A 23,789-nucleotide genomic window follows, 5' to 3' on the forward strand; every position below is an offset into this window, starting at 1 on the left:
CGCTCGACTCTTGCAACTGATCCGAGAGTTGTTCACCTGCGTGTGACTCTTAATCGTGGTCAATGTTCCCAAAAATGACTGAATTCTCAGGAAAATTTCATTTCTCAGCAGTAACTTGCTATAAATTTGTTTTTTATCTAGTGTCTATAGTTGAGGTTGGCATTAATATCCAAGCGGACTTGGAACGCTTCTTAGACACGTTGGCACGCCTAAACGGGTTTTCTTTTGCAATCTTTCCATTGCATAACTCCGTTTGGATGGCTACAGTGTTGGGTTCTGGTCTACAAGTTTATGAAGGCCAAGGTTTTGCTTTTTTCAAGGGGCGTTTAGACCTCTACAAGTTTTTAGTCCTGGTGTTATGACATCTCTAGGTTGAGAGGTATCTATCGTATGAGTGCTGCCGATTTCGCTACCGTGTTGCATCCGGCGATCGCCGTTTTCTTTGTCTTTCCCTTGATTGGAATGGTAGTTAACTTTGCGTGGCAAACCCGCCAGCGGCGATTGCAAGCTGCTCAAGATGGTAAGAGCAAGATTCCTCCAATCGTTGGTCCAGAACATTTGAAGCTGGGAAAGTGGCTCAGTGCATCGGTGGTAGGAATCACGTTATTGGGGATGGCTCAGCCCATCGTCAAAAAGCTAGTCTTTGATGCTCAAAACTGGTCTGCCAACTCCACCCGGTTTTTCATTATCGTGGCGTTCTTTATTGCCACCATCGCCTCCCTGGTGCTGCTATATCAGGCTCGTACACCGCTGTGGCGAGGCATTTTTGCAACTCTCTGTGGCATGGGGCTGATTATCATTGGTTTTCAGAAGTTTCAGGCGGGGGATGGCAATCTCTATCCCCTGATATTTCGGCGAGATTTTGAGTGGCAGGTTTCCCATTTCTATTACGGCGTTACGGCGGCTCTCTTGATGATTTTTTCGCTGGCGATCGTTCAGGATATCTACCAGGATCGGAGCCATCGTTGGCGCATCGTTCACACGGTGCTTAACTGCGTTGCGTTACTCTTGTTTATTGGGCAAGGCATGACGGGTGCTCGTGATCTGCTGGAAATCCCGTTGAGTTGGCAATCACCCTACATCCAGCAACTCTATCAGCAAAATTGTCAGGCACAACCCTGCACAGTCCAGCCTGCTGCGCCGGCTCCACCTCCCGGTTCATGAGGCTTGCTGGGTCGATGGTTAATCGTCATTGACGCCTAGATAGAGTCATTCTCAGTGACATTCGTCATCCCGTTACGTTGGGGCTTGGCAAAGCTAAGCCCCTAATTAAACTAAGAGTCCGGTGAATGAATTCGCGGCTACTAGAGCGAAGTCCGCCGATGCGGACTCTGGAAAATGTAGGATTTGACGAACTGACGCGGGTCGGTTTTGCGCCGATAGCGGCGGTTTTAACCGCCGAAATTCTTATCCCGAATTCACGTTAATTGATTATCTTGAAGGCTTAAACAAACGCATCAGCCACGAGTGCAGCCAGGGCAACTCCTCCAGCGATCGCCATTAGTCCCGCAGGCATAAACTTGCGGGTTTTAGTCAGTCGCATGACAAAGACCACAATCAGCACGGCGGTAATCACGGCAGCCAGGGTGCCCGCCCATACAACTCCTCGAAACTGAGCCACACCACATAAAATCAGCAAGACGCCACTGATCACACCAGAAATCAGGGACATTTTGCTTTTAGCCTGGGCATAGCCAATAATGCCACCCACCAGAGCAAGAATACCGTAGGCGATCGCTGCAATAATGCCTATCATGGCTCGTTTCACCGCTAGAGGATATGGATGCTCAACTCACGAAAGCTATCTCGGTCTTACAACACGACGCTGCCTCGTTGTTGCTTTATCAGTCTGTCGTTAGTGGTGAGATCGGTCAAGCATTTCTTAATCTGCTGCAAACCTTGTGTCAGGATGATGGAATCAGTTGCCTGAGAGCCTATGGCAAGTGGTTTACAGCCCTGGCAACTGAGCAAGTCTCCTGGCAAGACTATCTCATCACTCAAATTCTCCAGGCAGACAATCCTTTTACGCAGCAAGCACAACGATGCCCTCTGGCGGAGTTTCCCCCTGCCCTGAGCGCGGCTGCAAAACACGATTTGCAGGCATTGCAACGGCTTTATCAATGCACCGGAGATGATTTGAGCCAATGGGTGCAGCATCATACCCACTCAGCCTTTCCTCCTGTCACCTGGGATGCTCAATCCTCTGTCCAACGTTACGTTGATAACCCACATCAGCCTCTCCGCCAGCAGTTTGCAATGGCTGCCAATTGGGCAGAGATTCTAGAAGATTTAGTCGCCTACTACCGTCATGTGGGCGTGGGACTGTTTGCCCAATATCGAGCCTTTCGCTGGCAAGCAGGGACGCTGACAGGCATTGCTCACCCTGATCCAATCCATTTAGAAAATCTGGTGGGCTATGAGTTGCAGCAAAAAGCGTTGATCCAGAACACAGAGGCTTTGTTGGCTGGATACCCCGCCTTACATGTGTTGCTCTATGGCAGTCGTGGGTCGGGCAAGTCGTCGCTGGTTAAGGCATTGCTGCATCGCTATGGCGATCGCGGCTTACGATTGATCGAAGTCTCAAAAGCCGACCTCAATGCGTTGGTGACCATATCTGACACCCTCCGTCATTTGCCGCAAAAGTTTATCCTGTTTGTAGACGACCTCTCGTTTGAAGAAGAGGAGGATGCCTACAAAGCCCTCAAAGTTGTGTTGGAGGGCAACCTCACCGCTCGCCCCCAAAATCTTGTGGTCTATGCCACTTCTAATCGTCGCCACCTGATCCGCGAATTCTTTGGCGATCGCCCCCGTCCTAGTGATGCCGATGAAGTCCATGCCTGGGACACGGTTCAGGAGAAGCTTTCCTTTAGCGATCGCTTTGGTCTGACCCTGACCTTTGAACCAGCCGACCAAACCACCTATCTGGCAATGGTGCACCACCTCGCAAACCAGGCAGGCATCACCCTGGCAGATCAGGAGCTAGAATACCGTGCTCTGCAATGGGCAACTCGCCATAATGGGCGATCGGGGCGTAGTGCCCGTCAGTTTGTTGATTTCCTCATGGCTGAACTGACACTAACCTCTTCAGGTTAAGATCCCGTCGAATAAAGTCGTGGCTAGCGGAGCTAAGCCTGTCTTTGCAAACTACTCAGAATCAAGGGTCAGACGGAACTGGCACAGGTCGCGTTGTTTCGATAGCGGCGGTTTCAACCGCCAGAATCCTGATCCCGAATTCACGTTGATTGAGGACGGCTATAGCTGTCTTCACCCCCATTCCCCACTCCCCACTCCGCTAAAGTAAAAGAAGAGAATTTTGAATTAAGTTGAACTTTCATGGATAACGAACCCATCGTTTTATTGTCAAAACGTGAAATTGACAAAATGCGTCAGGCGGGTCGCTTAGCAGCGGAGCTTTTGGATTATTTAGCCCCCTATGTCAAGCCCGGAGTCACGACATTAGAGCTAAACGATGTGGCTGAAGCATGGACTCAAAAACATGGGGCTAAGAGCGCGCCGTTGGGCTATCACGGGTTTCCTAAATCCATCTGCACCAGTGTGAATGAGGTGGTGTGTCATGGCATCCCTAATGCAAAACAGGTGCTTAAGGAGGGAGACATTATCAACATTGATGTCACTCCCATTGTGGATGGCTATCATGGCGACACGTCGCGCACCTTTTTTGTGGGGCAACCCTCTCCGCTTGCCCGCAGGTTGGTTGAGGTGACAGAAGAGTGTTTAAGACGGGCGATCGCTGAGGTCAAACCCGGTGCTCGCATCGGCGATATTGGCGCAGCCATTCAAGATTATGCAGAGTCTCACGGGTTTTCAGTCGTTCGAGATTTTGTGGGGCATGGCGTCAGCCGCATTTTCCACACGGCACCCCAGATCCCCCATTATGGGCAACGAGGCAAGGGCAAAAAGCTCAGACCAGGCATGGTGTTTACCATTGAGCCGATGATCAATGAAGGCACCTGGGAAGTTGAAGTCCTGGCAGATAAATGGACAGCAGTGACCAAAGACCGCAAATTATCGGCTCAGTTTGAACACACAATCGCGGTCACTGATGATGGGGTAGAGATTCTAACGCTAGATCCATCTCTGGCGACTGTTTAATTTAACGATCTTGGCGCATGATGGGGATGTTGTTCCCCTATGTTGCTCTCACATCAATGGCTCCTACGATCGCTCTCATTGCTCACGATCGCAAAAAGAATGACATGGTAGCGTTTGCTCGCAAACATGCGCTACTCCTTGGTCGATTTCGGCTGATTGCTACAGGAACAACTGGACAGCGAGTTCAGGATGCGACTGGACTTAAAGTTGAGATTCAACAATCAGGTCCTTTAGGTGGTGATGCCCAAATTGCGGCTGAAGTCGTCGCTGGAAATGTCACAGCTGTTGTTTTTTTGATCGATCCGCTCTACGCTCAGCCCCACGAACCCGACATTCAGTCGTTGCTCCGGTTATGTGAAGTCTATAACGTCCGTTTGGCCATTAATCTAGCTACCGCTGAGGCGATCGTCACTGAACTCGCTGCCTCTCAAGTTGCTCATTTGATTTTTAACCCCGTGTCGGGTCAGGGCAACCCCGATCAGGCTTTAGCCACGATTCGACAGGTGCTAGAGCCAAGTATGCATTTGTATGTTCATACAACTACACCCGACGTGAGCGCAGGAGAACTGGCAAAAACTGCGATCGAAGCTGGGGCTGACCTTGTAATTGCTTCTGGTGGTGACGGCACCGTTTCGGCCGTCGCTGAAGCATTAATTAATACAGGTATCCCGCTTGGCATCATTCCCCGTGGCACGGCAAATGCCTTTGCAACGGCTCTGGGTATTCCTGGAGGCTTGCAGGGGGCTTGTGAGACGATCGCCGCTGGGGTGACACGGGTTGTGGATGCCGCTCGCTGTAATGGGTTGCCTATGATTTTGTTAGCTGGCATTGGCTTTGAGGCGGAAACGGTCGAACGAGCCAATCGAGAAGTCAAGGATCGCCTGGGGGCATTGGCGTACCTCCTGGCTGGGGTGCAACAACTCAACGAGCAGCAAATGTTTACAACCACGATTGAGGTTGAGGGCAGCATTAATGAGTTTCAAGCGGCAGCCATCACCATTGCCAATGCCGCTCCAGCGACCTCCGTACTGGCACAAGGGTTTGGGCAAGTTATCCCCGATGACGGGTTATTAGAAGTCACCATTGGGGCTCCAATTACAAAAATGCAAGCGATCAACACTGTCATTCAATTATTTGGAGCCGCATTAACCAAAGTCGCGCCTAATCGTGAGGATATTATCTGCTTGCGAGCAAAACGACTCAAAGTAACGACAGACCCCGAACAAAAAGTGGTGGTTGATGGTGAAGTGATTGGCACGACTCCCGTTGAAATTGAATGTATTCCCGGTGGTTTGACCGTCTTTACCCCCACAGCCAGTGCTCATGCGTTGGATGATCAGGGAGATCCGATTCAGGCATCAGCGTAGAGGGGGAATAGGGAGTAGGAGTGGAGGAGTGGAGGAGTAGGAAATAAGGTGGAATTCCATCACTCTACTCAGTCCTCATCACTCCATCACCCGCCACTCCACCACTCCTCTTTTTATTCTTGATCTTTTATCGTTCATCCTTCCCTATCACTCCATTACCCCACTATTTCTCAACTCCTTTTTCTTTCCTTTCATCCTTGATCTTTTATCGTTCATCCTTCCCTTTTCCCCACTCCCTCATCCCTACTCCTTTTGCTATACCTGACCCAAACTCGATAGGATAAGGAGATACTGTGTATCCGTAATGGTTGGGAGAGACGCTGCATGGATTTGGTTACGCTCCAGAATTGGCTTGATAACGCATCCTTTGCCGTTCTGTTTGTCACCATGCTGGTGTACTGGGGAGGCTTGGCGTTTCCAAACTTGCCTCTGTCGGTGGCAGGGAGTACGGGAATGGCGATCGCCAACCTCTTCATGGCAGCCCTCCTGGGAGCCCGCTGGATTGAGGCGGGCTATTTTCCCTTGAGCAACCTGTACGAGTCTTTGTTCTTCATTGCCTGGGGCATCACTGCTGTTCACTTTTTGGCTGAGAATATGAGTCGTAGCCGACTGGTGGGGGCGTTTACTGCACCGATCGCCATGGGTATTACTGCTTTTGCCACGCTGACGCTACCGAGTCAGATGCAGGTGTCTGAGCCGCTCGTCCCTGCTCTCAAATCCAACTGGTTAATGATGCATGTCAGTGTCATGCTGCTCAGTTACTCGGCGTTGATGGTGGGGGCATTGTTGGCGATCGCCTTCCTCATCGTGACACGGGGGCAAGCGGTAGAGTTGCGGGGCAGTTCAGTAGGAACCGGGGCATTCCGAGATGCTCGTTATCGATTGCGTCGAGCCGGAGAACCAGTGAGTGCTGCCGCTGTTGCAGAGCAGCCAACTGAAATAGGAGTCGGTAACACGGCTGTGTTGGCGGCAATTGCGACCCCTACTACCACCGAGGCTCAACCCCTCTCTCCACAACGCCTCAACCTGGCTGACACCCTCGACAACATCAGCTACCGTATTATTGGCTTAGGCTTTCCTCTATTGACGATTGGCATCATCGCTGGAGCTGTCTGGGCAAATGAAGCCTGGGGATCGTACTGGAGTTGGGACCCTAAAGAAACCTGGGCACTGATCACCTGGCTCGTGTTTGCCGCCTATCTCCACGCCCGCATCACAAAAGGTTGGCAGGGACGACGACCCGCTATTTTGGCAGCAAGTGGCTTCCTGGTCGTTTGGGTCTGCTACCTCGGTGTCAATCTGCTGGGTAAGGGGTTACACAGTTACGGCTGGTTCTTCTAATTATTTTGGGAACGAAAGAATGGAAAACGAATTTGCACCACTAAATGATGACGAAGTGTTGTACATCCGAGAGGGGCGGGTTCTGATTCCAAACCCGACCTTTAAGGTGGTCGAATTTTTAGACGCGCTGGCGCAGGCCGTCAGCGAGCGTGAAGACGAATGGACAGAAGATAGCGAAGGCTGGTTTGGGTCTGGCTTGCCCTGTGAAGTGTTGCGGTTTGGCAATCAGGGATGGCAGCGGGGTCGTGTCCGAATTCGCTTAGAGTTTTGCCCTGAAAAACAGCCAAAACTGTTGCGAGAGCAACCCCCTACTCGCGATCGCGAACAGCCCTATAGACGCAATAGCCGTGAAGATGTATATCCTCCCAGGAGCGATCGCGAAGATATCTACTCTCGCCAAGACCGAGATGTTTACGTCCAACCAGATGACTTTTACGAAGATGACGCAGATGTGAACTACTAGAACATGAAGGATAAACTCTGAAGGATAAAGGATAAAAGCTAAAGGATAAAACTAGACTCCCATCCCTGTATTTTGGTTTCATCCTTCATATTTCATCCTTCAGCTTTTCCTATGTGGACTCCCCTACACGATCGCCTGCATAAAACGCTTCGGCATCGAGGGTTGTTGTCCAAACAGCAACGCCTCTTAGTGGCAGTGTCGGGAGGACAAGATTCACTCTGTTTGGCACAGCTATTGCTGGATCTTCAACCCAAGTGGAGGTGGGAGTTGGCGATCGCCCACTGTAACCATCAATGGCGAACGGACTCGGCGGGCAATGCCAGCTACGTTATGCAACTGGCGCAACAGTGGGGGCTTCCTGGTTATTGCGTCACGGCGGAAACCCCTCCCACCAGCGAAGCGGCAGCACGGCAATGGCGATACGAGGTGCTGGCGAGTCTGGCTCAAACTCACGGGTACACAGCGATTGCCACGGGACACACAGCCAGCGATCGCGCTGAGACACTCCTTTACAATTTGATCCGGGGCAGTGGTGCAGATGGACTGCAAGCGTTGACCTGGCAACGAGCATTAGTTCCTGGAGTTCAGCTAGTTCGTCCACTGTTGGAAGCGACTCGTGCTGAAACGGCTCAGTTTTGTCACGAGGCTCAACTGACCATTTGGGAGGACTCTACTAATCAAGACCAAAGCTATGCCCGCAATCGCATTCGTCATGATCTGTTGCCCTACCTGCAAACTCACTTCAATCCTCAAGTAGAACAGGCCCTCGCCCAAACCGCAGAATTGCTCCGGGCAGAGGTTGCTTTTTTAGAAACGTCTGCCCAACACCTGCGAGAACAGGCAAATGTCTATTCCGTTAGCCCATCGACAACTGAGGCTCAGGGGCTAAAGCGAAGTGTGTTGCGGTCAGCTCCCCTGGCGTTGCAGCGTCGAGTTATGCGCCAAGTTCTACAAGAGCTAATGCCCAGCGCACCCAGTTTTGAGCACATTGAGAAGCTAACTGCCTTAATTACGGCTACCAATCGTTCTCGCACCGATCCTTTCCCAGGAGGAGCGATCGCTGAGGTCGAGGGGGATTGGATTTGGATCAGGAAGGGAAGAGAGAAAAAAGCAGAATGAAAAATTAAGAGTATTGACCACTCACCAATCTAGGAGGTCGCATATTCGGGTGATTGGTTGCCCATCAAGTTTGCAATCACTTGTCGCATCTCGGCGATCGCCTGAAGCTGATAATCGCTTGCCTCCTGGAACTGAGCCATGACCTGAGTAATTGACTCTAGTTTTTGTCTTAAGTTCGTGACCCCATCCTGGGTGGGTTGAAGAATAGCTTGATAGGTATTCACCTTACCCCACAGTTCAGCGGCGGCAGCCCGTTGAGACACCAACTGTTGTTCCAGTTGCTTCAACTCGTTGCGCTGATTCTCCTGATCAACGGCTTGTTGCTCGACAGCCTGCTGCGCCTGTTCAACTTGACCTGTCAACTGCTGAATCTCAGTCTGTAAGGCTTGCAACTCGGCTTCTTGTTGCTGCTTGATGCTTTCTAATTGGCTGATAGCCGGACCTAGATCAATGCTGCTATTGGAGCTATCTGGAGTAGCAATTCCCTGGCGGCGCGCCAGAATGATTTGGTGCTGTTTGAGAGTGGCTCCCCGATCTTGAAGGTTACGACGTTGCCCCACGAGGGTTTCGTTGAGCATTTTGTAACTTTCCTGCTCATCTGCCAACTCAGTTTCGAGCTGGAGGCGATCGTACTCGCTTGCCTGTTGAATGCGTTCCTTGAGTTGATCGATCGCTTGTTGTTGCAGCGATAACTCTTCTTCTTGACTATTAACAAAACGAGACATTTTCTCAAGCTCTCGCTCAAGATCCTGAGTAATGCTCTTCAATTCTTCCAGAGGGATTGTCTCTAACTCAGCCAATTTAGGATCTGCCGTCAAATCACCGGAGGCGGCCTTTAGGTGTTGATAAAGGATATTTTGGCTTTCCAGTTGCCCTTTAATGGAACTTTCCTGCTGTTGCTTGAGGGTTAGAGTGCTTTTTTGTGAGGCTAAATCTGCTCGAAGTTGTTCCAGATGGGCTTGGCTGGTATGCCACTCCTGCCAGCGATGGTGTAGATCGTTAGCTTGGCGATCGACCTCATCCTGGAGTTGTTGAGCACTGGTTCGTTGTTGTTCTAGCTCCTGGTAGTAGCTCTCTAAGCTGCCCTGCTGGTAAGACAAGACATCAAAGGATTGGTTTAACTCCTCACGGACTGACTCAGTAGGAGCTACCGCACTTGACAAGCGATTCAGCAGTTCTTGAATGTAATAGGACTGCTGCTCGTCTAATACAGCCGACTGCGTCATCTCAGCTTGTCGCTCTTCAAACCGACTCATCTCTCCCCGGAGGTGAGCCCAAGCTCCTTCAAGCTCCTGGCTCTTGCGTTCAAACTCCTCTCGCTGACGCTGCACTTCTTCGCGAGTTGTTTCGACTTCATGCCGTTGTTGTTCCAACCGCTCGAAATCTTCTTCCATCTGTTGCAGTTGCTCTTGTCGGGCTTCCATTTCCATTTCCCGACGGTTGAGCTCCTGGCTCTGATAGGTGAGAGATTGCTTCCACTGCTCAATCTCTTCCTCTTGGGTTTTGGCTTTCTCTTGCAGCCGAGAAAAGTTTTGCAAGATGCTGACGAGTTGCCGTCCTGCCTCTGTGTGACGCTGGATTTGCTTAGTAGCTGTCAACTCAACCATGACCAGCACCCCAGCGTTGTAGTTTGCATCATCAGGTGCAGGAATCACCTCCTCGCCAGGCAATGCACTCCAGCTCTGCTCCGTCCGCTGACAAGCTAATAGCTTCAGTTCAGTTTTACCGCTTCCAATAACCCTGGTCTTCTTCTGTACTTCCGCTAGATACAGCACACCGCTATTCCTCTTTCGTGTCTATAGCCGATTCTGCGATAGTTTGACTGTCTCAGCCACTTGCCCGCATTGTTGATTTCAGTCTAGTAGGGCAGGGGCTATTGAATATAGCGTACCCCAGTATTCTGATTGTAATAGCGGGACTGGGGGGCTATTCACAAGTCCAGCTAAATTAGTATAGTTTGCAATTTGCCAATCTTGCTTTCACATTTAGTGCTGATTGATAAACTCACTACCTGAAAGGTAAGAGGTAGGTTGTCTGAATATAGAGCAAGCTCGGTTATGCTCCTTTATACTCTTCAAAACTCGCTTTGAGCAAGCTTTTTCAAAAGTTGCAATGAGAAGTTGCAATCAGAATAGGGATCTCTTGAGCTTTAGGACTGGTCAAACACACTCCTCAATCCTAACCGTACTATGAGGGATAGTTGTGATATCAATGACATCAGATGCTAATAATCAATACAAATCTGCCCCACTTGGCTAATCATCAATACTATTTGAAGAATAAAAATTGATTGTCTTAGGTGGAATGGAAGAAGAGTTCTATTCGGTATGGGACTCAACCGTTTCTACAAGCAGGTTTTGAGGTGTATTAGGTTATGCTTATTACTATCTACCCACAGTCAGATTGTTGAAATTTTTTAATGAGACTTCTTTAAACGCATGAGATTTAAATACATAAGATTGTGGTGTAGTGCGAAAACGAGCAGATCAAATCTCAATTAAGCTGTCATCGGAGAGTGTTCTAGCTGTATGCAGGGTAAGTTGAGTGAAATAGACATCCGTAGCATTTTACAGCTGGTTGAGTTAGGTCAGCGGACTGGTGAGCTGTTTGTAGAAGCGTACGGCTCTGCTATGGCAACCGGTGGCGATTACCCTGCTGGGGGAACGGCTTCCCATCGTCCTGCTAAGATTACTCAATCCTGGTTTGTCTTTTTTCTCAACGGTCACATTATTTATGCGGGGGATAGCGGAGCCAATCTGGCTCGCCTCCGAGACTATCTCCGCCGCTACAAATTAGAAGATGCTCTCGATCGCGTCAGTGTATCAGCGATCGCCACGGTGAATGCTCCTGAATATGGGCATTTGTGGGCTCTCATCGAAAATCACATCCTGACCCCGACTCAGGGACGCTCCATTATTCAAAACATGGTGCACGAAACTCTGTTCGACTTGCTGAGTCTGCATCAAGGGTCGTTCATTTTTGAAATTAGCCCTGCCCTGTCTCCGCAACTCACGACGCTGGAGGTCGGTCCACTGGTGATAACGATCATGAAGCAGATCCAGGAGTGGAAGCAGTTTCACCCCCACATTCAATCACCGAGCCAGTGTCCTGCGATCGCGAATGCTGAGCAGTTGCGCGAAACCCTCACCGAAACAACTTTCAAAACGTTAGTGCGATGGGTTGATGGCACAACCTCGATTCGGCAAATGGCTCGTTATCTCAACCGAGATGTTTTAACGGTCGCCAAAGCTATTTATCCCTACGTTCAACAGGGCTACGTCCAGATGCTCCCTGATCCATCGAGCGACGCGACGCCTGCCAATGATGAATTTGGGCTCGGTCAACGCAACAAAATTCCACGGGTGGTTTGTATTGATGACGGAGCAACCATCCGAAAAACGGTGGAATACATTTTGAGCCAACATGGGTACGAGGCAACTGCCATCAGTAACCCACTCAAAGCGTTAAGTTTAGTGTTTCAGTTAAAACCCGATCTAATTCTGTGCGATATTGCAATGCCAGAATTGGATGGTTACGAAATCTGTGCCATGCTTCGTCGCTCCACTGTTTTTCGTCAAACCCCAATCGTCATGCTGACTGGAAAAGATGGATTTATCGATCGCGTTAAAGCCCGTATGGTCGGAGCAACTGATTATCTAACAAAACCCTTTGGGGAAAGTGAGCTACTCATGTTAGTCGAAAAGTACGTTGGTTTGGGAGACCCAAATCGCCCAAAACCCGAAAAATTACTGGAAGAAGCCTTGGAAGATGAGCTAGAAATTGATATCACTGAATCATCTTCTACTCCATCGGTGTCTTACGGCTGATAATAAACGATATGAATTTAAGTTCTCTGGTTTAGGGTTACGGTAGTTTGGTTTACGAGGCATATCGTTAGGGTGGGAAAAAATCCCAGTTAATATTTGGGTAGCAATCATTAAAGTTATGAGTACAGTTTTAGTCGTAGAAGATAGCGTAACCCAACGGGAAATGATTACAGATTTGCTCAAAGGAAGTGGTCTGGATGTCACAGTCGCCAGTGATGGAGTAGAAGCACTTGAGCAAATTCAGGGTCAACGTCCTGATTTAGTGGTGCTCGATATTGTGATGCCTCGAATGAATGGGTATGAAGTCTGCCGCCAGTTAAAGGCAAATCCTAAAACTCAGAGCATTCCAGTCGTCATGTGCTCGTCTAAAGGAGAAGAGTTCGATCGCTACTGGGGAATGAAACAGGGGGCAGATGCTTATATTGCCAAGCCATTTCAACCGACAGAATTGGTTGGCACCGTGAAACAGCTTTTGCGAGGGTAGGTTGAGTGTAATGATTGGGAATCCGGATTTTTTAACAGGTAGAGGTCAAGATCAAGCTCCCGAATTCCAAGAGCTTGAAAGTCCTGAAGGTGAGTTGCATTTGAGGTTCTTTGTAACTTCGGGAGACGAGTTTGCTCTACCTGCGACTGGAATCCGGGAAGTTATTGCATCTCCACCCGACCGGATTACACCGATCCCGAATGTTTCTCCCCTACTTCTGGGTACGCTGAATGTGCGAGGACGTGTCATCTGGGTGGCTGACCTCGGTCAGTTTCTGGGAGATCCGACTGCCCTCAGTACAGATCGGTCGGAGATTTCAGTCATAGCTGTTGAAGATCAAGATACCATGTTAGGTTTAGCGGTTGACCGGATTGTAGGAATGGTTTGGTTGGATGTTGAAGAGTTGCAAATGCCAACGAATGTTCCAGATGGAATGGCTCCTTTCCTCCGGGGTGAATGGCTGCAAAGTAAGGAGAGTGACCCCTCCAAAGGGGACGCTTCGCATCGCCACCTGCGACTGCTAGATCAAGTGGCGATACTTCGATCGGCGCGGTGGGCAGCATGAACTTCTAGCACTATTAGATATTTGCACGGGCAGGAGAAGGCAAATGGGATCAGGCACTGAATACGCACAGGAATATCAAAAGGCTGAAAAAGCCTACATGACAGGCAGTTATGAAGAGGCAGCCGCAATCATCGATCGCCTAGCCGAAGAATACCCGAGTGACCCAAACGTCCATCTCTTGCGGGGGCATATCTACTGCTATGGATTGCAACAGTACGACGTAGCTCGCGATCAATATCAAGCGGTATTGGGACTAACCTCTGATCCAGAATATATAGACTACGCTAACAATGGGCTTGCCTATGCTAGCCAGTTCAGTGCAGCTGATGCACCCACAGGCGAAGACATGGGCTTTGCTGATATTGACGATGATTTTGACAGCACCGGGATCTCCCAGTCTTATGGGGCAGATGAAGGAGATAGCTGGCAAGATTTAGCCAGTCAATCCGATGGTGGAGACTTCAATTTTGCTGAGTTTGATCTCGATAGTGCCGATGATTTTGCTAGTGGTAACAGTGCTCAAAGTGCGTCCACAAACCCCTTCGGTTCATCAGGTTCATATTCTGGTGCCACAGTTGCTCAGACAACAGATGACCCGTTTGCGGTTGATCCTGCCTTTAATGATGCAGGTCTAAGTGATTTCAGCAATTCCGATCAATTCGCGAGTGATGCCTTTGGCACCTTTGACGACAGTGATTTTCAATCTCCGTTAGACGACTTCAACGACGCTTTCGCAACTCCTTCGAGTGCCAATTACGCTTCTTACTCCGATTCCAGTTCGACTGGTCGGGCTGCAAACTCCCATCACCCCTCTGATGATGAAACCTTCTTCATGGGTGCAGATGATTTTGCAGCAGAGCCTGAATCTCAAACCAACTATGGCTATGACGAACCTAACGGAGGTTTAAGTAGCTCGTCAAATGCGGCTAGCTTTGGAGCAGCTAACTTCTACGAACAGGACGATCGCACCTTTGTGGCGGCTGATGACGATGGGTTTGATCTCGATGAATTTAATCCCAGCGATGATTCGACCTATGCCAGCAACTCTGCATCCAGTACAGGACGCAGCAGCGTTGACTTCCTCGATGAATTTGATGAATTTGATGACCTAGGCAGTCTGCCTGATTTTGACTTGTCTGACCATTCTGCTGGATTTACAAGCCCTTCGGTTGGTTCTGGGTTTAACTCGGCTCCCGCCACCAGTGGACCTACTACCACTAGCGATATGGGGTTTGATTTCAGTGAGGGGACTGATCACTCAGTCATTCGAGATGATGAAATCTTTAGTATCCCAGGGGCATCGGATGCGCTACCTGCCTTTACAACCCCAACGGATACCCGCAGTATCGAACCTGAAGTCACGGTCGATCAAGGTCCACTCGCGTTCCTTGAAAATGCTCCATTAGACCGCAAAAAACTGATTATTGCCCTTTCAACGGGGGTGATCTCTGCTGTTGCCGTGGCAACTGTTAGTTTTGCATCCAATCTGGTTGTGACCAGCAGCGCGCCTCCGCAAGAACGTGAGGTTGTGTCGGGCTATCTCAGTCGAGCCGGGGTTTGGATGACACTGGCGGCTGGAGCAGCAGGTTTTGGCACTGCCTGGTTAATGGGGGGTGCGACGACCCGACAAATCAAGCGTTCTGTTACTGATTTGCAATCCCAGTTTGATGCTGTTGCCATGGGTAACCTGACAGCCCGTGCTTCTGTGTATTCACAGGATGAGTTTGGTCAACTGTCTACTGGCTTTAACCAGATGGCACGAGTTATTTTGACCACGACTAGTGAAGCGCAACGCAAAGCAGAAGAGCAAGAGCAAGCCAAAGAAGATTTGCAGCGTCAGGTGATTCGCTTACTGGACGATGTAGAAGGGGCAGCACGAGGTGACCTGACTGTGCAGGCGGAGGTGACGGCTGACGTGTTGGGTGCGGTTGCTGACTCGTTCAACTTGACGATTCAAAACCTGCGAGAAATCGTGCAACAGGTGAAAATTGCCGCTCGGCAGGTAACGAAGAGTTCTACGGAGAACGAGATTTTTGCGCGATCGCTCTCATCTGATGCGTTGCGTCAGGCGGAGGAACTGGCGGTGACGCTTAACTCGGTACAGGTGATGACCGACTCGATTCAGCGGGTAGCAGAGAGTGCCCGTGAAGCGGAGGAAGTGGCTCGCACCGCATCGACCACCGCCTTAAAAGGAGGCGAAGCGGTAGAACGAACAGTATCCGGTATTCTGCAAATTCGGGAAACGGTGGCAGAAACCACTCGTAAGGTGAAGCGACTGGCAGAATCGTCGCAAGAAATTTCTAAGATTGTGGCGTTGATTTCGCAGATCGCTTCTCGAACCAACTTGCTTGCTTTAAACGCCAGTATTGAGGCGGCAAGAGCGGGAGAAGCGGGACGAGGCTTTGCGATCGTTGCGGATGAGGTGCGTCAGTTAGCCGACCGGGCTGCTAAGGCGTCTAAAGAAATCGAACAAATCGTATTACAGATTCAAAGTGAAACCGGCTCTGTAATGACGGCGATGGAGGAAGGCACCCAGCAGGTAATTGAGGGGACTCGATTGGCAGAACAGGCCAAGCGATCGCTCGAAGATATCATTCAGGTGTCAAACCGCATCGACGTTCTGGTGCGATCGATTACAGCAGATACCGTTGAGCAAACCGAAACCTCTCGGGCGGTGGCTCAGGTTATGCAATCAGTCGAGTTAACCGCCCAAGAAACCTCTCAAGAAGCACAGCGAGTGTCGGGTTCCCTACAAAGTCTGGTGGGTGTTGCCCGCGATTTGTTAGCTTCTGTAGAACGATTCCGGGTAGAAAAGGTTTAAGGATGTAATCTTTGGCAGAGACTCAAACGTGATTTTGATGTCGATTTAGGTGGGATCGGGTAAATTAGGTCAATTAAGACTGATTTTAAAATCGAGAGGGGCACACTATCCTCAAAGATCGGTGACATTCGATCTTAAACATCTTCAACATACAAGGCGATCGCCCAAGTTTAACAAAGGGGTACTGCAATGCAGTCAGAACAACAACAGCGGATCATGGGGTATTTCATTGAGGAGGCAAAAGACCACCTCAATACCATAGAGCAAGGGTTGCTGAGCCTGCAAAGCACCATTGAAGACTCAGAAATGGTGAGTGAGGTGTTTCGAGCAGCCCACTCGGTGAAAGGCGGAGCCGCCATGTTGGGGTTGGGGAGTATCCAACAAACCGCCCACCGCTTAGAAGACTACTTCAAAGTATTGAAGGAATGTCCAGTTAAGGTTGACCAGAAACTGGAGTCTCTGTTTTTAAGAGTCTTTGATACTTTACAAGAACTGATTGAACAATTACAAGGACCGTTTGGACTAACCGATGACAAAGCTCAAGAAGCAATGGCAGAGGTTGAGCCAGTCTTTCACTCATTGAATGAGCACCTGAGTCTTTTGGTCAGTCAAGCCGGGGGAACCCCTCCCGAAGATGTGCAGTTGGGGGGTACTCCGACTGTTATTCCGATACCCGTTGCAGTTGCTCGCCCTGCTCCCAGCGTGGCTCAAGAAGAAAGTGCTCTGCAATTAGTCTTTCAAAGCGATGTCCCAGCCCGTTTGCGGGATATGTTGCAACTGTTTAAGCAGGCAGACAACACTGGCAGTCGGCAACAGTTAAAGGAAATTTGCCAGTCTCTGGCTCAAGCTGGAGAACAATTTGACTTGCCCAAGTGGGTAGAGCTGCTAAACCTGGCAGAGAAAGCAGTCACCAATCCCGATAATACCTATCGCACCTTGGCTCCTGTTTTGATTAAAGATGTCAAACAGGCTCAAGAATTGGTATTGGCGCAACGAGCCGCTGAGATTTGTTGCAGTGATGGCTTGCAGGCACTCGTTCCTGTGGCGATCGAAGAAGAGCCGATCGATGACTTCGCTAATCTGCTAGCGGAAATTAATTTTGAAGATGATAGTGCACCAGAATTTATCGAATTTGATCTGGAGCCGGAAGGGTCTTTCGCTTCGATTGTCAATGATGCTGAACCTGTTGCTGAAACGCTGGAACCGTTGGATGACGACTGGTTAAACTCAGGTACGTTCGTTCAGTCAGAAACAGTGACTGACTTAGATTTTGACCTGGATGTTGCATCGACAGCTAATATGGCCGCCGATGATTTGGGCTTTGGCGACGAGTTGGATGAAACTGCCGCTGCCCCTCCTGCCATCGATCACAATGGTCCAGAGGTTGGGCTAGCGGAACTCAATAGCCTTGCAGATTTATTTGAAGGCGAGGTGCCCGACTTGGGCATGACTTGGCAGGAAGAAGAAGTCATAGGAGATGCCTCCACAGGGTTGTTTGAGGAGCTAACACCTACCGACGATTTTGCTGACTTGCTGGACGATCCAGATGAGCTGGAAGAGCTGGAGTTAGAACCCACTCAGGATGAGGACGACCTATCTGATCTGCTCAATACCTCGGCTACAAGCTATACCAGTAGCAGCTCTGCTCAGAATACTCCACCTTATGGTTTGGCAGACCTACCAGAACTATTGGCGGATTTGCCACCTACCAACCCTCCCATGCTTGAAGAGTTGGTCCTTGAAGAGAGGAGTTCGGACGACCTGTTGGGCAGCTTAGACTCAATGCCCTTTTCACCAACCGATGATGTTGCGTCGGCTGAAATGGGTGGTTTGGAAGACCTGGGTGAAATGCTCTTGAATTTGGAGGAGGATGAAGTACCTGGTTCAGCTTCCCTGGATGAAGTAACAGATGAAGTGGTGTCTCCCACATCCTCTGGGGGGAATCCGTTTGATATGTTGGCAGACCCCTTTGATGACCTCCCTCCAGCTACAACCTCCGATCTCAATAATCCGTTTGCGTTTGGTAACCCTGATGTTGCCTCCGGAAGTGATAGTAACTTCGGTGAAATTTTAGAAGATGATCCGTTTACGCTGGGCAACACTGATTTAGACTTCGCTGATGACGGTAATTTTGAGGTTTTAGAAGATCTGTCGGCTGATAGCGATTTAATCGAAGCACTGATTCAAGAAGACGTGGCTAATCTTCAATCTGAAGATTCAACAGAGCCATCTGTCACCGGAGCTTTTGATGCCTGGGCAGCTCTTGATGCTGAAGAAGAACTTGAATTGCCACAACCGATCGATGCTGGCGTTCCAGAGGATCAAGACGTTACTTCAGACCTGTGGGATGATGCGTCCACACCTGCGATCGCCGTTCCACCCGTTCAACGGGTTGAGGTAACTTCTGAAGAACCGCTTCCCGATCCCTTTGCTGTTGGGTTAGAAGATCTCCAAGCGGACGTTGAACCTCTCGATTTCAATTTAGACAGTGCTCCCGATCTATCGGACAACCTTTGGACAGACGATGCAAATGTTGTTTTAGAGCAGCCTTCAGAAAATGAATCGGAAGCTTTAGAAGCTCTTCTGTTTGGCGATGAGTCCAGCCCTGATCATGGGACGATCGCAACCGACGATGCTAGTCTATCTGAGCCGTTTGCTTTTGATGATCTCGAATTGCCCTCAATGCAGCTCGACACCGATGTCGATACGGCGATGCAAGGCATATCTCCGCTTGAGGCGATCGCACCTGAGGATTTGTTAGCCACCGAGGCTGAACTGACTGAGCTTTTAACAGAGGACTCCACTGACGAAGAGACGGATCTGGCAAACCTGTTGGGTGAGGAGAGTGGAGAACTTGATGATCCGTTTGCCTTTGATATGTCCTTCGATTTGACAGAGGCTTCGGCTACTGAAGAGTCACCAGAGGCAGATCTCTCGCAGCTCTTTGATGATGACGCTTCAACGTTTGATCCTTCACTTTTGGATGAGATTCCTGAGTCTGCCGCAACGGAGGATGGGATCGTTGATCTGGAAAATTTAGAACTTGCCGATTTGGATGCTCTAGACATTGATGGACTCTCCTCTGAGCCATCTGAGACAACCGACATCACTGATGAAGGCTTGGTCTTCGACATGGACTCCTCATCAGATTCATCTTCAGAGCTAACCTTCGATTTTGGTGAGCTTGACGTTGATGCTCCCGCTAGTGAAGCGTCGGAGTTCGATCTAGGGTTGGCTCTAGGTGAGCTTGACGTTGATGCTCCCGCTAGTGAAGCGTCGGAGTTCGATTTAGGGTTTGATGTGGCTGAGCTTGACGTTGATGCTCCCGCTAGTGAAGCGTCGGAGTTCGATTTAGGGTTTGATGTGGGTGAGGATGCTCCGTCCACTGAGGAGGTTGCTGCTAGTGAAGCCTTAGGGTTTGATCTGGGTCTTGATCTTCCTGAAATCGATATAACCGCTGAAGACTCGTCAGACTTGGGATTTGATCTTGCCTTGAACCCTGATCCGGTGACAGACAATGCCTCGGTGTCAACCGAAATGAGTCCAGATTTAGAGGCAGGGTTATCTGAAATGCTGCAAAGCAACCCTTCTAACGAGGAGGTGGTTGACCTGGATGCTGCATTCGGTGAATCTATCTTCTTTGACGAGCAATCCTCTGAGCCCGAACTAGCGGATCTGTCAGATGAGGCTATTTTCAGCTTCGATGAACAACCCGATGAAGCCACTGCATCTCCTGGCTTTGGCGATTTGGAAGGTCTTGATTTGGGTGAAATTACGCTGGATGTAGACGAGGCACTGGGCGGGGCAAGCCTTCAGGATGATGAATTTGCTGCCATTCTTGGTGGAACGGCGGAACTGGATGGAGCAACGAACTCTTCTGATTTGGATGATCTGGCAGAGCTGGATGCATTATTGAATGGTGAGACAACGGATGGAGATGATGCGGAGGCGATCGCTTCAGATACAGCAACCGCTGATGTTATCGACTTTGGTGATCTAGATGCTCTGCTGGATGACAGTTTGACCAGTCTGAATGAAGCTGACAATCTGGTTGAGCCTGATTCGGTTAGCCTCACATCAGCTGAAGCGGCAGATGTCGATGACTTTGCTGATTTGGATGCGCTCTTAGCGGGTGATTCTGCCTCAGAACCCACCACTGGCATTCAGGAAGATGATGAGTTTGCCAATCTGGATCTGTTGCTGAGTGAAACGCCGACTTCTCCTCCGATTGTCGAACCAACTCCTTCTCCTCGCTCTAGCGGTGTCAGTGAATTTGATGATCTGGAGAAATTGCTAGAGAATGCAGACCAGACGTTAGGTGGTTCCCCCACAACGCGGGGTGCGCGAGGTCCCTCCTTAGCTCCTAGCCGCAACAAAGTTCGCCCAACCAGAGGGGTTTTGAGTGACCAAACGATGCGGGTTTCGGTCAAAAACCTCGATAACTTGAATAACCTGGTTGGGGAACTGGTTGTTAACCGCAACAGCTTAGAACAGGCAGAAGAACGTTTGCGGCAATTCCTCGATAACCTGTTGTATCAGGTACAGCAGTTGGGTGATGTAGGACAACGGATGCGGGATCTGTATGAGCGATCGCTCCTCGAAAGCTCGCTGTTGTCTAGCCGCAAGAGCTATCAGATGTCATCTCAGGGCAATGGTGGAGCTTCCCAATCCAGTCATGCTACAGGGGTTAGCTTTGATGCGTTGGAGATGGACCGATTCACCGGATTTCATACCCTCTCCCAAGAGATGATCGAGTTAATTGTCCGAGTGCGGGAATCTGCCTCTGACATTGATTTCGTTGTGGATGAAACCGATCAGGTCACTCGCAACTTCCGGCAGATTACCACTCAACTACAAGAAGGGCTGACCCGTTCTCGAATGGTGCCCTTTGCTCAGACTGCCGATCGCCTACCGCGTGCGGTGCGTGACATTTCTTTGAAGTGTGGCAAGCAGGCAGAGTTAGTTGTTGAAGGTCGAGAGACGCTGATCGACAAGATGATTCTGGAGCAACTTTATGACCCGATGACTCACCTGGTGAACAATGCCATTACCCACGGTATTGAAACGCCAGAAGAGCGGGCTGCTGCTAGCAAAAACCCAATGGGTCGCATTACGGTTCGTACCTTCCACCAAGGAAACCAGACCGTGATTTCCGTCAGCGATGATGGGGCTGGGATTAACCCAGAAACGGTGAAACGTAAGGCGATCGAAAAGGGACTAATTACGGCGACTGAGGCACGCGATATGTCTCGCCTGGATGTGTACGACTTGCTGTTCCATCATGGCTTCAGTACTAAAGACCGAGCCGATGACTTTGCGGGTCGTGGCGTGGGTATGGACGTCGTCCGCACCAGCCTCAACGAAATCCGAGGGGTTATTAACATTGACTCCACCATCGGTCGAGGCACAACGTTTACCATCCGATTGCCACTCACTCTGAGTATTTCCAAGGCACTGTGTTGCATTAGTAACCGCGCCCGGATTGCCTTCCCAATGGATGGGGTTGAGGATATGTTGGATGTTCCCAAGGAACGCATTCAACGGGATGCTCAAGATCGTCCCTGTATTCAGTGGCGTGATCAACTGCTGCCTTTCCAACCTTTGTCTGAATTGCTGAAGTACAACCGTAATTTGGGACGGGGGAGTGTCTACGGAGGTAACCAGGAAGAAGACATCGTCTCAGTAGTTGTTTTGCGGAGCAATGCAGGCAACTTCCTGGCACTGCAAGTAGATCAGGTACTAGGCGAACAGGAAATTGTAATCAAGCAATTGGAAGGTCCGGTGCCGAAGCCCGTTGGAGTTGCCGGGGCAACTGTTTTAGGGGATGGGCGGATTATGCCGATCGCCGATGTTCTGGAATTGATTGACCTGTCACTGGGGCGGATTCGTCGCGAAGCTGGTAGCTCTCTCTGGGAGAAGGATGCCGACCAGGCTCCTCCAGAAGTTTTGGAAACCAAGACCGAGCCAACAGTGTTGATCGTAGACGACTCCATTACTGTCCGAGAATTGCTCTCGATGACCTTCAACAAGATTGGCTATCGTGTGGAGCAAGCTCGCGACGGTCAGGAGGCGTGGGAAAAATTGCGCTCCGGTCTGCCCTGCGATCTGGTGTTCTGTGATATCGAGATGCCCCGGATGGATGGATTGGAGTTGTTGTCCCGTATCCAGAAAGACCCCAGCCTTAGCCACTTGCCGATCGCGATGCTGACCTCTAGAGGTGCCGATCGCCACCGTCAAATGGCAATTCAACTTGGGGCGAAAGGCTACTTTACGAAGCCCTACCTGGAAGAAGCCTTGCTGGATGCAGCTCAGCGGATGTTAAAAGGGGAAGTGCTGGTTAACTCTGCCAGTTAGCCCTGTGTGTAATATCATCTCCTAGCCAGGGGCAATGACCCCTGGTTAAGCTAGAGATGTAATTTTTCCTCCACTCTCATGAACACTCGTGCCTCCCGCAATCCTGTCTTGCTGATTCATGGGATTGATGACACTATTGCTTTGTTTGAGCGCATGACCCCCTATTTGCAGGGCAAGGGTTGGGCAGTTCACAGTATCGATTTAGAACCCAACAACGGGGATGAAGGACTCGACAAGTTAGCCTATCAAATCGCTGACTACGCCAATAAAACCTTTGCACCAGATCAACCGTTTGATTTGGTGGCGTTTAGCATGGGGGGTATTGTTAGCCGCTACTATGTTCAGCGACTAGGCGGTATTCAACGAGTACAGCGGTTTATCACCATTGCTTCGCCTCATCAGGGAACCTTCACTGCTTACTTTCGCCCCAATCTTGGATGTAATCAGATGCGACGGGGCAGTTTATTTTTGCGGAATCTTAACTACGATGCAGCGATGTTGGAGCGCATCAATTTCACGTCTATCTGGTCACCCTTGGATTTGATGATTGTTCCGGCTAGTAGCTCTCACATTGATGTAGGGCGTGAGGTGATTGTGCCTGTGGTGTTACATCCTCTTATGGTGACCGACAGCAGAGTTTTGAAGGAAATTGAGAAAGCTCTGTTAGAACCGTTGAGGAATCAGCCCACTCCAAAAGGTAGCTAGCCCTGCTGAGCTTTTGGGTCACCGATCGCGCTGTATTCCACCTCACCAAAAATGGCAGTGGAATGACGATAAAACTTGAATTCCATCAAATTATGGAATGGGTCTTCTAAAAAGAAGGTGCGGTGTTCGAGGGGTGAGCCGACGAAGCGTTCCTTGGGTTGTTGATAAAACGCTAATCCCTGACGTTGTGCTCTTTCTAGCAAGGTTTCCCAATCAGATTCAGCGTTAAAGATTAACCCAAAGTGCCTGGGATAAATGCCTCGTTGCAGCTCTAACGGTTCATGAGCTAGGTGGGCTACCAATTGATGCCCGTAAAGATTCAAAATGACAGAAGTTGCGTTCTCTCGTCCGATCGCACAGCCTAACCCGTTGCCGTAATAATCTTTGGTTTGAGTAATATCAGTGACAGGAAATGCGAGGTGAAAGATGGTTTGCATAGAGGAACGTGCGGAATGAACAGAGCGTGCGGGAGTAAAGGGTAAAGGGTGGAGGGGTAAGGGAGTAGAGGGGTGGATGTACAGGATTAAAGGGGATTGTAAATTAGATTGTGTCAAAGGTCAGAAATGAGATCTAATGAACTACTAGACCCGAGACACTCGTACTATGACTTTTCGACCTGAACTCCTCGAT

At 49.8% G+C, this 23,789-nt stretch carries 17 protein-coding genes; 14 read left to right on the plus strand and 3 right to left on the minus strand.

Annotated elements, in window-relative coordinates; all coding sequences use genetic code 11:
- Window positions 1-390 precede the first annotated feature (390 nt).
- Window positions 391-1,164, plus strand: a complete 774-nt coding sequence (locus H6G89_RS14440) for a DUF4079 domain-containing protein (protein ID WP_190507383.1) — start codon at window positions 391-393, stop codon at window positions 1,162-1,164.
- Window positions 1,165-1,289: 125 nt separating this feature from the next.
- On the plus strand, window positions 1,290-1,427 hold the full coding sequence (locus tag H6G89_RS14445; protein ID WP_190507385.1) for a hypothetical protein: 138 nt from the start codon (window positions 1,290-1,292) through the stop codon (window positions 1,425-1,427).
- Between the two features lie 17 nt (window positions 1,428-1,444).
- Here H6G89_RS14445 and H6G89_RS14450 read toward each other — a convergent pair whose 3' ends face one another.
- Window positions 1,445-1,756 carry a TMEM14 family protein gene (locus H6G89_RS14450; protein WP_190507388.1) on the minus strand — a complete coding sequence of 104 codons (312 nt, stop codon included), beginning with the start codon at window positions 1,754-1,756 and terminating at the stop codon, window positions 1,445-1,447.
- Window positions 1,757-1,779: 23 nt separating this feature from the next.
- On the opposite strand from H6G89_RS14450, the gene H6G89_RS14455 reads away from it, so the two are divergent.
- The 6 genes from H6G89_RS14455 to tilS all read left to right on the plus strand — a co-directional run bounded on the left by H6G89_RS14455 (window position 1,780) and on the right by tilS (window position 8,403).
- Entirely contained in the window at window positions 1,780-3,093 is a 1,314-nt protein-coding gene (locus tag H6G89_RS14455; RefSeq protein ID WP_190507390.1) for an ATP-binding protein, read from the plus strand.
- Between the two features lie 240 nt (window positions 3,094-3,333).
- Window positions 3,334-4,113, plus strand: a complete 780-nt coding sequence (gene map, locus H6G89_RS14460; RefSeq protein ID WP_190507392.1) for a type I methionyl aminopeptidase — start codon at window positions 3,334-3,336, stop codon at window positions 4,111-4,113.
- Between the two features lie 17 nt (window positions 4,114-4,130).
- Window positions 4,131-5,480 (plus strand): methylglyoxal synthase, encoded by a 1,350-nt coding sequence (gene mgsA / locus H6G89_RS14465; protein ID WP_339384627.1) that lies wholly within the window; start codon window positions 4,131-4,133, stop codon window positions 5,478-5,480.
- 324 nt (window positions 5,481-5,804) lie between these two features.
- Window positions 5,805-6,821: a c-type cytochrome biogenesis protein CcsB gene (gene ccsB, locus H6G89_RS14470; protein WP_190507394.1), complete on the plus strand. Its 1,017-nt coding sequence runs from the start codon at window positions 5,805-5,807 to the stop codon at window positions 6,819-6,821.
- 19 nt (window positions 6,822-6,840) lie between these two features.
- Window positions 6,841-7,284, plus strand: coding sequence for a KGK domain-containing protein (locus H6G89_RS14475; RefSeq protein ID WP_190507396.1), 444 nt, complete (start codon window positions 6,841-6,843; stop codon window positions 7,282-7,284).
- A gap of 111 nt (window positions 7,285-7,395) precedes the next feature.
- On the plus strand, window positions 7,396-8,403 hold the full coding sequence (gene tilS, locus H6G89_RS14480; RefSeq protein ID WP_190507403.1) for a tRNA lysidine(34) synthetase TilS: 1,008 nt from the start codon (window positions 7,396-7,398) through the stop codon (window positions 8,401-8,403).
- 29 nt (window positions 8,404-8,432) lie between these two features.
- Here tilS and hmpF read toward each other — a convergent pair whose 3' ends face one another.
- Window positions 8,433-10,178, minus strand: coding sequence for a pilus motility taxis protein HmpF (hmpF, locus tag H6G89_RS14485; RefSeq protein WP_190507405.1), 1,746 nt, complete (start codon window positions 10,176-10,178; stop codon window positions 8,433-8,435).
- Window positions 10,179-10,931: 753 nt separating this feature from the next.
- On the opposite strand from hmpF, the gene H6G89_RS14490 reads away from it, so the two are divergent.
- From H6G89_RS14490 to H6G89_RS14515, 6 genes are all read left to right on the plus strand, one after another.
- Window positions 10,932-12,230, plus strand: coding sequence for a response regulator (locus H6G89_RS14490; RefSeq protein WP_190507407.1), 1,299 nt, complete (start codon window positions 10,932-10,934; stop codon window positions 12,228-12,230).
- Between the two features lie 118 nt (window positions 12,231-12,348).
- Window positions 12,349-12,714, plus strand: coding sequence for a response regulator transcription factor (locus H6G89_RS14495; protein WP_190507409.1), 366 nt, complete (start codon window positions 12,349-12,351; stop codon window positions 12,712-12,714).
- Window positions 12,715-12,724: 10 nt separating this feature from the next.
- A complete protein-coding gene (locus tag H6G89_RS14500) occupies window positions 12,725-13,279 on the plus strand; it encodes a chemotaxis protein CheW (protein ID WP_190507411.1) in 555 nt (184 codons plus the stop codon).
- 43 nt (window positions 13,280-13,322) lie between these two features.
- On the plus strand, window positions 13,323-16,100 hold the full coding sequence (locus tag H6G89_RS14505; RefSeq protein WP_190507413.1) for a methyl-accepting chemotaxis protein: 2,778 nt from the start codon (window positions 13,323-13,325) through the stop codon (window positions 16,098-16,100).
- A 189-nt stretch (window positions 16,101-16,289) separates the two neighbouring features.
- Entirely contained in the window at window positions 16,290-22,454 is a 6,165-nt protein-coding gene (locus tag H6G89_RS14510; RefSeq protein ID WP_190507415.1) for a hybrid sensor histidine kinase/response regulator, read from the plus strand.
- Window positions 22,455-22,532: 78 nt separating this feature from the next.
- Window positions 22,533-23,159: an esterase/lipase family protein gene (locus tag H6G89_RS14515; RefSeq protein WP_190507417.1), complete on the plus strand. Its 627-nt coding sequence runs from the start codon at window positions 22,533-22,535 to the stop codon at window positions 23,157-23,159.
- Here the strand turns inward: H6G89_RS14515 and H6G89_RS14520 are convergent.
- Window positions 23,156-23,596 carry a VOC family protein gene (locus H6G89_RS14520; protein WP_190507419.1) on the minus strand — a complete coding sequence of 147 codons (441 nt, stop codon included), beginning with the start codon at window positions 23,594-23,596 and terminating at the stop codon, window positions 23,156-23,158. The two genes, H6G89_RS14515 and H6G89_RS14520, sit on opposite strands and share 4 nt — an antisense overlap.
- Window positions 23,597-23,789: the final 193 nt, after the last annotated feature.

The organism is Oscillatoria sp. FACHB-1407 (genome assembly GCF_014697545.1).
In the GTDB taxonomy this organism is placed as follows: Bacteria; Cyanobacteriota; Cyanobacteriia; order Elainellales; family Elainellaceae; genus FACHB-1407.